We start from the raw sequence: 12,590 nt of genomic DNA, 5'->3' as shown, positions 1-12,590 counted from the left end.
TGAGGGAACGGATCAGACGTTGAGCAGGAGATATTCCCGCTCCCAGGAACTGATCACGGACATGAAGGTTTCGAATTCCTCGTATTTGATCGCCCGGTAGGTCGCGACGAATTTCTCGCCGAACACCTCGACCATCTCGTCGGATTTTTCGAACTTGGCGACGGCTTCCGGCAGGCCGCGTGGCAGCGACTTTGCACGGTCCGAACAGTCATCCGTCTTGGGCGCATCCGGCTTCAGGCCGTTGATGATGCCCAGATAACCGCAGGCAAGACTTGCGGCGATGGCCAGATACGGGTTGGCGTCCGAACCGGGGATCCGGTTTTCCAGACGGCGCGCCTGCGGATCGGAATAGGGCACACGCAGCCCGACGGTGCGGTTGTCGTAGCCCCAGTAGACATTCACCGGGGACGTGGAGGTCCTGGAGAAGCGCCGGTAGGAGTTGACGAACGGCGCCATGATGCAGGTCACCTTCGGCAGATACTTCTGGTGTCCGGCTATGAACGACAGGAAGGCCGGTGTTTCCTCGCCGTTCTCTCCGGAAAAGATGTTGCGGCCCGTCTCGATGTCGATCACGGACTGATGGATATGCATGGCCGAGCCGGGCTGGTTGGACATCGGCTTGGACATGAAGGTGGCGTACATCTCGTGCCGCAGGGCGGCTTCGCGGATCGTGCGCTTGAACAGGAACACCTGATCGGCCAGCACCACAGGGTCGCCGTGACGCAGGTTGATCTCCATCTGCGCGGCTCCCTCCTCATGGATCATGGTGTCGATTTCCAGACCTTGCTTCTCTGACAGGTCGTAGATGTCGTCGATCAGGTCGTCGAACTCGTTGAGCGCGGAAATCGAATAGGATTGACGGCCGACTTCCGGACGGCCCGAGCGACCGCGCGGCGGTTCAAGCGGATAATCGGGATCGGTGTTCGGCTTGACCAGATAGAATTCGATTTCCGGTGCGATGACCGGCTTCCAGCCCTTGTCGTCATAGAGTTTGAGGATGCGCTTCAGCACATTGCGCGGTGCCGTTTCTACCGGGTTGCCGTCGCGGGTATAGGCATCGTGAATAAGCTGCGCTGTCGGGTCCGTTTCCCACGGGACGGTGGTCAGGGTGCTGTAGTCGGCGCGGAAATAGAGATCGCCATCCGTCGGATTATGCTGAAAGCGCTCGTCGTCTTCCGGGTAATCTCCGGAAATGGTCTGCGCGAAGATCGACGCGGGCATGGTCATCACGGGACCGGAAAAGAACTTTCCCGTCGGCATCATCTTGCCGCGCGCAACGCCAGCAAGATCCGGGACTATGCACTCGATGTCCTCGATGTTGCGCGCGCCGAGCCAGTCGCGGGCGGCATTCTCATCCGGGACGCCGCGCAGGCTGTCAACAGGGTTTGCGCTTTCACTGGCGGGCGTTTCGGAAGTCACGGGAAGCTCCAACGGTCTTGAGGGTGCGGGGTCTGTGGTTACGGGATTGGCCAGTCGCTTGCGGAAGGGGTGAGAGAAGCTGGTCAGAGTTGCGGCAGGCGAAAAAAATCAGTTTGTGATCACAAAATGGCACGGGTTGGGCCGGGGATCAACAGGCTCATGGCTCGGCCAGAACTTCCTTGCCCAGAAGACCCATGCCATCGGCGATGTCTGCCGCGATCGCGGCGCGCAGGGCAGGGGCGTCGGCCCGTTCGATCGCCCGGATGGCTTCCTTGTGACGGTCTTCCAGATTGGCCGTGCCGACCCGCCCGTAGACGGTGCGCATGAAGGGAGCGAATTGCAGCCACAGGCTGTCGATCAGGGGCAGGAGCACCTGGGATCCGGAAGCCCGGTAAATGCGGAAATGGAAGGCATGGTTGAGCCGCATATAGGCCTCCGCGTCGCCATTGGTCAGGCGCGCGTCGATGTCGTCGTCGATGGCCTTGAGGTCGGCAGCGTCGGCGCTGCGAAGATGCGGCAAGGCCAGTTCGGCCAGTTCCGTTTCCAGCAGCAAACGGGCCTTCAGCACTTCGTCGAAGCGGCCGGGCGTCATGTCGGGCACCTGCACCCGTCCGTTCGGTTTGACTTCCAGCGCGTTCTCCGCTGCGAGCCGTTGCAGCACTTCGCGCACCGGCATCGGACTGACGCCCAGGTCTGCGGCCAGTCCCCGGATGGTCACTGATTTTCCCGGAATGAATCGTCCCGTGAGCAGGCGCGAGCGTACGGCGCTGTCGACCTGCTCGCGGGTTGCGCCACGGGAGGAAGGCGTTGCTGCGGCTGCCTTGGCCGGGCCGGACTTCAGGGCGGAATGCGCATCGGCCAAGGATGATCTCCTCCATCTGTCGGGCGTCGGCGCCGGTGGCTCGGCGCTGGTTCCCGGGTGCCGGGGCCAGCGGCCGGTGTGTTGGTGAACCGGGTCCCGGAGGAACAACGTGTCAGCGGTTCGACCCGCCGGGAGAATGAATTTCACGATCCTGCTTGACAGGGTTTTCCGAAAGTGATCACATTTTTGACGTGGACGCAAACAAAAGCTGACGGTCGGATCCGGGGTCTGGATACGCTCGGCCGGCAGGTGCCAAGGCTAGACATACCCCAGATGAACGAACTTCCTCACCAGATCCTTGAACATCCGGCCGACCCTGGCTGGAAGAGTGATTTCAACGCCTTTCTGGCGGCCCATCCGGACCTGGACACGCTCGAGGTCGTGCTGCCGGACACCAACGGCGTGCTGCGGGGCAAGTGGCTGCCGGGCAACGCCTTGCCCAAGGTCTTCGAGGGCGGGGTGGCATTTCCCTATTCCCTGTTCGGTCTGGATGTCTGGGGGCGCGAGGTCGAGGCGACCGGCATGCATCTGGAAACCGGCGACAAGGACGGTGTCTGCTGGCCGATCCCCGAAACGCTCAAGCTGGTGCCGTGGACCGACCGCAAGACCGCCCAGGTGCTGCTGTCCATGTATGACCGTGACGGCGATCCCTTCCTGGCCGACCCGCGCCATGTGCTGGAAAACATGGTCGCGCGCCTGAAGGACGAGTTCGGCGTGACCGCGACCTGCGCCTTCGAACTGGAATTCTATCTGTTCGAGGAAAGCGATGGCGACTGGACCGAACAGCCGAAACCGTTGTTTGCCACCCATCTGGGTCCCGCCCGCCAGAACATGTACGCGCTTTCGGATCTGGAAGCCCTGCTGCCGGTGGTCGACGATCTGCGCAGGGCCTGCGAGGCCCAGGGAATTCCGGCGGACGCTGCGGTTTCCGAGGCGGCGCCCGGCCAGTTCGAACTGAATCTCCATCATCGCCGCAATCCGCTGCTGGCCGCCGACGACGTGGTGCTGCTGCGCCGTCTCGTGGCAGGCGTTGCCCGCAAGCACGAACTGAAGGCCTCCTTCATGGCCAAGCCGTTTGTGGAATGGCCCGGCAACGGCATGCACGTCCATGTGTCCATGGAAGACGAGACCGGCAACCTGTTCGCCGATCCTGAGCACGGTGCCGAACGCCTCGGTTACGCCATCAGCGGTCTGTTGAAGACCATGCCCGAAGCGTTGCTCCTGTTCATCTCCACCTTCAACGGCTTCCGCCGCATGCAGCCGGGGTCCTACGCCCCGGCATCGATCTGCTGGGGCTACGACAACCGCTCGGTCGCGTTGCGCGTGCCGGCTTCAAGCCCGGAGGCCGCGCGCGTGGAACACCGTATCGCCGGTGCCGACGCCAATCCCTATCTGGTGCTGACCGGCGTGCTGGCCGGCATGATGGAAGGGTTGCGGCTGCAGAAGGACCCGCCGCCGCCGGTGACGGGAAATGCCTACCAGAAACGCAGGAAGCGGCTGACGCCCTGGATGGACGAGGCGATCGACGCCTTCGAGGCTTCCAAACTGATGAAACAGGCCGTGGGCAAGGAAATGCACAAGGTTCTTACCGAGATCAAACGCCACGAGCTGACCGAGTTCGGACGCGAGATCTCGTCGCTGGAGCGCCGGACCTATTTGTGAGCACCCGGCGCTCAAAATCGAAGCTGGACAAAATCCGGCACCATCGCCAATCTTTCGGACACAAGACGCAAACAGCGCGATTGTCCGTTTGCAAACAGGGATCAAGGTCCGCAACGGACCGCAGTCAAACTCTGAGGGGAGTTCTCAATTGACGATCAAAACCATGCTGACCGGAGTCGCTGTGCTCGGCCTTATGAGCGGCGCTTCGCTCGCCCAGGACCGGACGGTGAATGTCTATAACTGGTCCGATTACATCGATGAATCCATCCTGAAGGACTTCGAGACGGAAACCGGCATCGAGGTCGTCTACGACGTCTTCGACAGCAACGAGGTTCTGGAAACCAAGCTGCTCGCCGGCAGCACCGGCTACGATGTGGTGGTGCCGACCGGGACGTTCCTCGCCCGTCAGATCAAGGCCGGCGTCTTTTCCGAGCTCGACAAGGCCAAGCTGACCAATCTTTCCAACATGTGGACGGACATCGAGCAGCGGGTCGAGAAATACGATCCGGGCAACCTGTACTCCATCAACTACATGTGGGGCACCACCGGACTCGGCTACAATGTTGACAAGGTGAAGGAAGCGCTGGGCGAGGACGCGCCGGTCGACAGCTGGGACCTGTTCTTCAAGCCGGAAAATCTGGCAAAGCTGGAGGACTGCGGTGTCCACGTTCTGGATGCGCCGACCGAACTGGTGCCGGCGGCGCTCAACTATCTCGGCCTCGATCCGGACAGCAAGGACACGGGAGACATCGAAAAGGCCGGTGAGCTGCTCATGTCCGTCCGCCCCTATGTGCAGAAATTCCACTCGTCCGAATACATCAACGCCCTCGCCAATGGCGATATCTGCCTGGCCATCGGCTGGTCCGGTGACGTGCTTCAGGCCCGTGACCGTGCGGCGGAGGCCGGCAACGGCGTGACCGTGGAATATGCCATTCCGAAGGAAGGCGCCCTGATGTGGTTCGACCAGATGGCGATCCCGGCGGATGCCCCGCACAAGGACGAGGCGCATGAGTTCCTGAACTACATCATGCGGCCGGACGTGATGGCCAAGGCGTCCAACGTTGTCTACTATGCCAACGGCAACAAGGCCTCCCAGGAACTCCTCAACGACGACGTCATCGGCGACCCGGCGATCTATCCGAGCGAGGATGCGGTCAAGAACCTCTACACCGTGACCTCCTATCCGCCGAAGGTGAACCGGATCGTCACCCGCACGTGGACATCGGTGAAAAGCGGCCAGTAAGGCCAGTGGGCGCCGGAACCCGAACAAGGGTCCGGCGCCTTTCATGACGGAATGTCTCTTCGGGGTGGGGGATTGCCTTGGCGAAAAAATCGATAGGCCCGGTGCGCCGGGAATTCACCCCCTGGGAAATCCCGGGCCATCCACCCTTCATCGAATTCCGGGATGTCACCAAGAAATTCGGCGACTTCACGGCGGTCAGGAACCTCTCGCTGACCATCTTCGAGCGTGAATTTTTCGCGCTTCTGGGCGGGTCAGGCTGCGGCAAGACCACGCTGATGCGCATGCTCGCCGGCTTCGAGACGCCGACTTCCGGGCAGATCTTCCTTGACGGTCAGGACCTTGCCGGTATTCCGCCCTACCGGCGGCCGTCCAACATGATGTTCCAGTCCTATGCGCTGTTTCCCCACATGAGCGTGGAAAAGAACATCGCCTTCGGACTGAAGCAGGACAGGATGCCGGCGTCGGAGATCGGCGACCGGGTTGCCGAGATGCTGCGGCTGACCAAGCTGGAGGAGTTCGCCAAGCGCAAGCCTCACCAGTTGTCCGGCGGCCAGCGTCAGCGCGTCGCCCTGGCCCGGTCTCTGGCCAAACGGCCCAAGGTGCTGCTGCTCGACGAGCCGCTCGGCGCCCTTGACCGGAAGCTGCGCGAGGAAACCCAGTTCGAACTGATGAGCCTTCAGGAAGATCTGAAGATGACCTTCCTGATCGTCACCCACGATCAGGAAGAGGCAATGACGGTCGCCGACCGGATCGCCGTCATGGACAAGGGCGAACTTGTTCAGGTGGCCACGCCCCCGGAAATCTACGAAGCGCCGAATTCCAGGTTTGTCGCCGATTTCATCGGCGACGTGAACCTGATCGAGGCGGCCGTCGCCGCGAAGTCCGATGCGGGCACTCAGCTCAGGGCGCGCAATGCGGACCTCACGCTCGACACCGACCAGGTCACGGATGCGGGTGTCGGGGAGACGGTCTGGTATGCCATCCGCCCGGAAAAGGTCCGGATCGCACAGGGACGACGGACCCCGGGCGCGGTCAATCAGGTCGACGGGGTGGTCTGGGACATTGCCTATCTCGGCGATGTCTCGATCATTCATGCCAAGGTTGGCGCTGACGACCGCGACACACTTCGCGCCACCTTCGCAAACGTCTCGCGGCTGGTGGAAAACCCGATCAACTGGGACGACGAGGTGGTGCTGTCGTTCGACCGGGACGCCGGCGTCATCCTGAAGGGCTAGGGCCATGGCCGAAGATCACATCGCCGCTCCTCCCCGACGCAGTCTTTCCGGCTGGCTCCTGATCGCCTTGCCCTATCTCTGGCTCCTGATCTTTTTTCTGACACCGTTCCTGATCGTCTTCAAGATTTCCCTGTCGCAGGTGGTGGTGGCCATTCCGCCCTACACACCGACCTTCGATCTCGCCGAAGGCTGGCGGTCGATCCTGGAGGGTCTCGGTGAACTCACCGTGGAAAACTACGTCTGGCTGACGGAAGACACGCTTTACTGGAAGTCCTACATATCCTCGGTCACCATCGCTGCGATCTCGACGCTGGCGACACTGGTGATCGGATATCCGATCGCCTATGGCATGGCCCGCAGCCCGCAGTCTCTGCGCCCGACACTGCTGATGCTGGTGATCCTGCCCTTCTGGACCAGCTTCCTGATCCGGGTCTACGCCTGGATCGGTATTCTCAAGAACGAGGGCCTGCTCAATCAGCTGCTTCTGATGCTGGGCCTGATCGACGAGCCGCTGGTGATCCTGAACACCAACCTGGCGGTCTATATCGGTATCGTCTATTCCTACCTGCCGTTCCTGGTGCTGCCGCTTTATGCCAGCCTTGAAAGGCTGGACGGCAGTCTTCTCGAAGCGGCCGAGGATCTCGGCTGCCCGCCCTGGAAGGCGTTCTGGAAGATCACCGTACCGCTGTCGCTGCCCGGGGTCATCGCCGGATGCTTTCTGGTGTTCATTCCGGCGGTGGGGGAATTCGTCATTCCGGATCTGCTGGGCGGCTCCGAGACGCTGATGATCGGCAAGACGCTCTGGGTCGAGTTCTTCAACAACCGCGACTGGCCGGTGTCCTCGGCGGTTGCCGTGATCCTGCTGATGATCCTGGTGATCCCGATCGTGATGTTCCAGAACCAGCAGCAGAAGATGTCGGAGAAGAACGCATGACCCGCGGCCCGACCTGGTTCAACATCACCTCGCTCGTGCTGGGCTTTTCATTCCTGTATCTGCCTATCGTCTTGCTGGTGGTCTATTCGTTCAACGAAAGCCGGCTGGTGACCGTATGGGGCGGGTTTTCGACCAAGTGGTACGTGGCACTGCTGGACAACGATCAGCTTCTGGATGCCGCCTGGGTCACGCTGCGGGTTGCCTTTGCCTCGGCGACCATCGCAACGGTGTTCGGCACGATCGCGGCTCTTGTGCTTGTCCGTTCGGGGCGGTTTGTCGGCCGCTCGCTGTTCTCCGGCATGATCTTCGCGCCGCTGGTGATGCCCGAGGTGATCCTCGGCCTGTCGCTGCTGCTCTTGTTCGTGGCGATGGACACCAGCCGCGGCTTCTGGACCGTGATGCTGGCGCACACGACCTTCGCCATGTGCTACGTGGCCGTGGTGGTGCAGTCCCGCCTGGTCGGCTTCGACAAGTCCATGGAAGAGGCCGCGGAGGACCTCGGCTGCCCGCCGGTCAAGACTTTCTTCCTGATCACGTTGCCGATCATCTTTCCAGGCGTGCTCGCCGGCTGGATGCTTGCCTTCACCTTGTCCCTGGACGATCTCGTGGTCGCCAGCTTCACCACCGGACCGGGCGCGACGACCCTGCCGATGAAGATCTATTCCCAGGTCCGGCTTGGTGTCACACCCGAAATCAATGCCGTCTGCACCATTCTGGTCGCGCTGGTGACCATTGGCGTGATCGCCGCCTCGCTCGTGTCCCGGCGGCAGCAGCTGCGCCGGGAGCAGGATGAGCGCGCGGCCTTCGGAGCCGATGGCTGAATGCGGGGCTCAGCCTGAGCGGGGCGGCTGGAACAGGTAGATCACCAGCCACACGGGAACCACGATGAAGGCGCCGAGGACCATGTTCGGAACGGCCCAGTCCCGGAATTCGAGCATGTAGATCCACAGCTGCAGCGGACTGAGGCCGACCGAGCCGAGAATGTCCGTTGCCGTGATGTTGACAAAGGAAAGACCCGCGCCGACGAGCAGCGAAAACACCGCGATCTTGAAGAGGGTCGACAGGAACGGATACACGGCAGGCGATTTCTTTCCAGTGGGTGTCAGGGCCCTGCCTCGCTGCAAGGTCCATGGATCTGCTTCCGGAGTCTTGATCTTAAGACTTTAAAAACCATAAACGGACCGACGGAATTCAGGCATGACGGGCGAGTTTTCGCCGGAAGACCGGCCAAATCGATTAAGTGACCGGCCGTTCATGATTTGCGCTGCGATGCGGCAAAGATGGCTTGACCGGAAAGAACCAAGCGGCGAATGTGCGCCTCACGCATTCAGCGGTCATTACTGGGAGTGAAACATGAACAAAATTTATCCGGACGCGAAGGCGGCCCTGGACGGGCTCACCTTTGACGGCATGACTGTTATGGCCGGCGGTTTCGGGCTGTGCGGTATCCCGGAAAATCTGATCGTGGCGCTCCGGGACTCCGGAGCCAGGGACGTCACCGCCATTTCCAACAACGCCGGTGTCGATGACTTCGGGCTCGGCCTGTTGCTGCAGACACGTCAGATCAAGAAAATGGTGTCGTCCTATGTGGGCGAGAACGCCACTTTCGAAAAGCAGTATCTGAACGGCGAACTGGAGCTGGAATTCAATCCGCAGGGCACTCTGGCCGAGCGGATCCGCGCCGGCGGCGCGGGCATTCCGGGCTTCTACACCAAGACCGGTGTCGGCACGCTCATTGCCGAGGGCAAGGAGCACAAGGATTTCAACGGCGAGACCTACATCATGGAAACCGGCCTGGTTGCCGATGTTGCGCTGGTCAAGGCCTGGAAGGCCGACAAGGAAGGCAATCTTGTCTACCGCAAGACGGCACGGAACTTCAATCCGATGATGGCGACCGCCGGCAAGGTCTGCGTGGTCGAGGTCGAGGAGATTGTCGAGGTCGGTGAACTCGATCCGGACAACATCCACACCGCCGGGATCTTTGTCGACCGCATCATTCTCGGCAATCACGAAAAACGTATCGAAAAGCGCACGACGCGCGCAGCCTGAGGGAGAAAACATCATGGCCTGGACACGTGATGACATGGCAAGGCGCGCAGCGCAGGAACTGGAAGACGGCTTTTACGTCAACCTCGGCATCGGCATTCCGACGCTGGTTTCCAACTACATTCCGGAAGGCGTTCACGTCACCCTTCAGTCGGAGAACGGCATGCTCGGCATGGGCCCGTTTCCGACCGATGACGAGGTCGACGCCGACCTGATCAATGCCGGCAAGCAGACCATCACCGAACTGCCGCAGACGAGTTATTTTTCGTCCGCCGACAGTTTCGGCATGATCCGCGGCGGTCATATCGACCTGTCGATTCTGGGCGCCATGGAAGTCGCCGAAAACGGCGATCTTGCCAACTGGATGATCCCGGGCAAGATGGTCAAGGGCATGGGCGGCGCCATGGATCTGGTCGCCGGCGTCAAGCGCGTCGTGGTGATCATGGACCACGCTTCAAAGGCGGGCGATCCGAAGCTCTTGAAAGAGTGCACGCTGCCGCTGACCGGCGTGGGCTGCGTCGACCGGGTGATCACCAATTTCGGTGTTTTCGACGTCACCGACGGCGGCCTGAAAGTGGTCGAACTCGCACCGGACGTGACACTGGACGAGGTCAAGGAAAAGACCGAGGCGACACTCCTGGCCTGACGTTTTAGGGCCACGATCCGGCGAATTTCCGAAAGGGCGCCTGCAGGTGATGCGGGCGCCCTTTTTTTGTCAGACGCAGGTGCTCGCGACAGCGCCGGGGCAAATTGTCCTGAAACGGCACCATTGCGCAATTTTTACAGGGAAAAATCGAATATAATTAAGACTTTCACTGGTCAATAAACCAATGAAAATCCGCGTCTTTGTCGAAAATTCCCCTCTATTCAGGCAATGTAATTACTCCGGCTAAGGGTCGGCTTAGCGTTTACGGCATCGGCAGGTTTTACGGTGTCGTGATTATCCGGCCTTCAAGACTTGTTCGCTAGAATGACCGGGTCTCTCAAGGGAGTGGGTTGTGGGTGAATCGCCGCGTGTCGTGACAAAACTTGTTGGCATCCTGTCGGCATGGCTGCCTGGCCTGAGCTCGCGCTTCGTGCTGCTTGTCGCCGGCCTCTTTCTGGCGCTTTCAGTGGTCATGATCATGGTTGCCAGCTACCTCGACCTGCGCGACGAGGAGCAGCGGGCCGTCTCCGACGCCAAGGCAATCGGCGCGACCGTGAGCCGTCTCGCAGTTCCCCATCTGACCAATCATCACTATCTGATCCTGGAACAGGAACTGGAGAGCATCGCGGCAAGTGGTGTCGTCGAATTTGCCCAGGTGTACGACCCGGCGCGGACGGTCACGATCGACAGCGATCCGGACACGAGCTATTTCGACGAGACGGAAAACCACGCGCTCGTGCGGGAGGTTCTCGACACCGGCCGCGACCAGCTCCGCCAGACACGCGAGCGCGTCGAGATCGCGCTTCCGGTCCGCGACATGGTATCGGGAGACATGCTTGGCACGGCGCTCGTTTCGGTGAAACGGATGCCGGTCAACGGCATGCTGTTGTCGATCTGGGGGCGCAACATCGTCATCACGCTGGTGTTGCTGGTCTTCTGTGTCCCGGTCACCATTCATTTCGCCGAAAATTTCGTCAGGCCGATCAAAGCCCTCACGCAGGCTGCTCACACGGTCAGTTCCGGCAACTTCGACGCGCCGTTTCCGGTCGATCGAAAGGACGAGATCGGCGTGCTTGCCCGCGCCTATCGCGACATGGTGGCCACCATCCGCAACAACATGGCCCGCATTCACGAACTGGCCTACGTCGATCCGGTCACCCGGTTGCCGAACCGGGAAAGCTTCCGGCAGCATTTCAACGCCAATATGGAAGGGGCCGGCGGCAAGCCGAACCGCATGTGCGTTCTGTTCATCGATCTGGACAGGTTCAAGCGGGTCAATGACAGCTACGGCCACGACCACGGCGATGCATTGCTGAAGGAAGTGGCCGCCAGACTGCAGCGGCTGCTGGACACAAGAGCCCGTGACGGCGCCACCGGAATGGAACACGCGGACCGGAAACCGGCCTTCGCACCGCTGGTTGCCCGCCTGGGCGGCGACGAATTCGCCGTGGTCCTGCAGGCCGAAATGCCGATGGAAGATCTCCGTCTGTTTGCCGAGCAACTGGTGCAATGTGTCGAACAGCCGCTGGAGATCAGCGGCCTGACCATGGCCGTTGGCGCCAGCATCGGCGTGTCTGTCTATCCGGACGACGGCGAGGACTACACCGCGATCCTGAAGAACGCCGATATCGCCATGTATGCCGCCAAACGGACAGGCGGCAACCGGGCCTGCTTCTATAAGGAAATCGAGAGCGACTCGCATGCGCATGAGCGGATCCGCCTGGAAGCGGAGCTGAAGATCGCGCTCCTTCGTGACGAAATCACCATCGTGTTTCAGCCAAAGATCGACTGCACGTCCATGAGTGTGGTCGGAGCGGAGGTTCTGGCCCGGTGGAACCATCCGGACCGGGGCCTGCTGTCGCCGGGGTGCTTCATCGATGTCGCCGAGGAGAGCGGCCTGATCACGCGTCTGGGAGAGCGGGTCCTGGATCTTGCCTGCCGGCAGGGGCGGGTCTGGCTCGATGCCGGTCAGAGGATGCCGCTGGCGGTGAACGTCTCCATCCGGCAGATCGAGCAACCGGGTTTCACCACCCGGGTGCTCGAAACGCTCGACATCACCGGGTTCCCGGCAGAGCTGCTGCAGCTGGAGGTCACCGAGACCGTGGCCATGGCGGATCCGGAGCAGGTGTCGGAGGCGACCGGCCCGTTGCTGAAGGCCGGCATCACCTTCGCCATCGACGATTTCGGCACGGGATATTCCAGTCTGGCCCATCTCCAGCGCCTGCCGTTCAACACCTTCAAGATCGACCAGAGCTTTGTCTGCGGCCTGGCCGGCGATCACCACAGCCGGTCCATCGTCAAGACGATCCTGGCGATGGCGAAAAGTCTTCGCTACGAAGTGGTTGCCGAAGGTGTCGAAACGATCGACCAGCAGGCTTTCCTGATGGAAAACGGCTGCACCACCGCGCAAGGGTTCCTGTTTGCCCGGCCGATGCCGGCGGACCGGTTCGAAGCCTGGGCAGCCGCCTTCACACGGCCGCAGGGCGCACAGGCGGACCCGGCGTCTCCGGACAGGAACAGTGCCTCCGGGTGTGCGACGTGAG

11 protein-coding genes are annotated in these 12,590 nt (G+C 61.4%); 8 read left to right on the top strand and 3 right to left on the bottom strand.

Features of this window, described 5'->3' with window-relative positions:
- Positions 1-12 precede the first annotated feature (12 nt).
- Together WNZ15_RS01520 and WNZ15_RS01515 are read right to left on the bottom strand one after the other, a co-directional pair.
- The gene (locus WNZ15_RS01520; protein WP_342891163.1) at positions 13-1,419 is read right to left on the bottom strand and encodes a glutamine synthetase family protein; all 1,407 of its coding nucleotides are present in this window, start codon (positions 1,417-1,419) and stop codon (positions 13-15) included.
- A 157-nt stretch (positions 1,420-1,576) separates the two neighbouring features.
- The gene (locus tag WNZ15_RS01515) at positions 1,577-2,281 is read right to left on the bottom strand and encodes a GntR family transcriptional regulator (RefSeq protein ID WP_342891162.1); all 705 of its coding nucleotides are present in this window, start codon (positions 2,279-2,281) and stop codon (positions 1,577-1,579) included.
- A 273-nt stretch (positions 2,282-2,554) separates the two neighbouring features.
- On the opposite strand from WNZ15_RS01515, the gene WNZ15_RS01510 reads away from it, so the two are divergent.
- The 5 genes from WNZ15_RS01510 (at position 2,555) to WNZ15_RS01490 (ending at position 8,176) form a co-directional block, all read left to right on the top strand.
- Entirely contained in the window at positions 2,555-3,943 is a 1,389-nt protein-coding gene (locus WNZ15_RS01510; protein WP_342891161.1) for a glutamine synthetase family protein, read from the top strand.
- Between the two features lie 193 nt (positions 3,944-4,136).
- Positions 4,137-5,186: a polyamine ABC transporter substrate-binding protein gene (locus tag WNZ15_RS01505; RefSeq protein WP_342891839.1), complete on the top strand. Its 1,050-nt coding sequence runs from the start codon at positions 4,137-4,139 to the stop codon at positions 5,184-5,186.
- Between the two features lie 77 nt (positions 5,187-5,263).
- Positions 5,264-6,421, top strand: a complete 1,158-nt coding sequence (locus WNZ15_RS01500; protein ID WP_342891160.1) for an ABC transporter ATP-binding protein — start codon at positions 5,264-5,266, stop codon at positions 6,419-6,421.
- Positions 6,422-6,425: 4 nt separating this feature from the next.
- Positions 6,426-7,355, top strand: coding sequence for an ABC transporter permease subunit (locus WNZ15_RS01495; RefSeq protein ID WP_342891159.1), 930 nt, complete (start codon positions 6,426-6,428; stop codon positions 7,353-7,355).
- Positions 7,352-8,176, top strand: a complete 825-nt coding sequence (locus WNZ15_RS01490) for an ABC transporter permease (protein ID WP_342891158.1) — start codon at positions 7,352-7,354, stop codon at positions 8,174-8,176. The genes WNZ15_RS01495 and WNZ15_RS01490 overlap by 4 nt, the downstream gene beginning before the upstream one ends.
- A 9-nt stretch (positions 8,177-8,185) precedes the next feature.
- Here the strand turns inward: WNZ15_RS01490 and WNZ15_RS01485 are convergent, their stop codons facing one another.
- Positions 8,186-8,431: a DUF6460 domain-containing protein gene (locus WNZ15_RS01485; RefSeq protein WP_342891157.1), complete on the bottom strand. Its 246-nt coding sequence runs from the start codon at positions 8,429-8,431 to the stop codon at positions 8,186-8,188.
- 277 nt (positions 8,432-8,708) lie between these two features.
- Between WNZ15_RS01485 and WNZ15_RS01480 the strand changes: the two genes are divergently transcribed.
- The 3 genes from WNZ15_RS01480 to WNZ15_RS01470 all read left to right on the top strand — a co-directional run bounded on the left by WNZ15_RS01480 (position 8,709) and on the right by WNZ15_RS01470 (position 12,589).
- Positions 8,709-9,404: a CoA transferase subunit A gene (locus WNZ15_RS01480; RefSeq protein ID WP_342891156.1), complete on the top strand. Its 696-nt coding sequence runs from the start codon at positions 8,709-8,711 to the stop codon at positions 9,402-9,404.
- A gap of 13 nt (positions 9,405-9,417) precedes the next feature.
- Positions 9,418-10,047 carry a CoA transferase subunit B gene (locus tag WNZ15_RS01475; protein WP_342891155.1) on the top strand — a complete coding sequence of 210 codons (630 nt, stop codon included), beginning with the start codon at positions 9,418-9,420 and terminating at the stop codon, positions 10,045-10,047.
- Between the two features lie 373 nt (positions 10,048-10,420).
- Positions 10,421-12,589, top strand: coding sequence for an EAL domain-containing protein (locus WNZ15_RS01470; protein WP_342891154.1), 2,169 nt, complete (start codon positions 10,421-10,423; stop codon positions 12,587-12,589).
- Position 12,590 lies beyond the last annotated feature (1 nt).

The sequence above is a fragment of the Roseibium sp. AS2 genome, assembly GCF_038900065.1.
Taxonomy (GTDB): Bacteria; Pseudomonadota; Alphaproteobacteria; order Rhizobiales; family Stappiaceae; genus Roseibium.
This window is presented reverse-complemented; position numbering and strand designations above follow the sequence as displayed.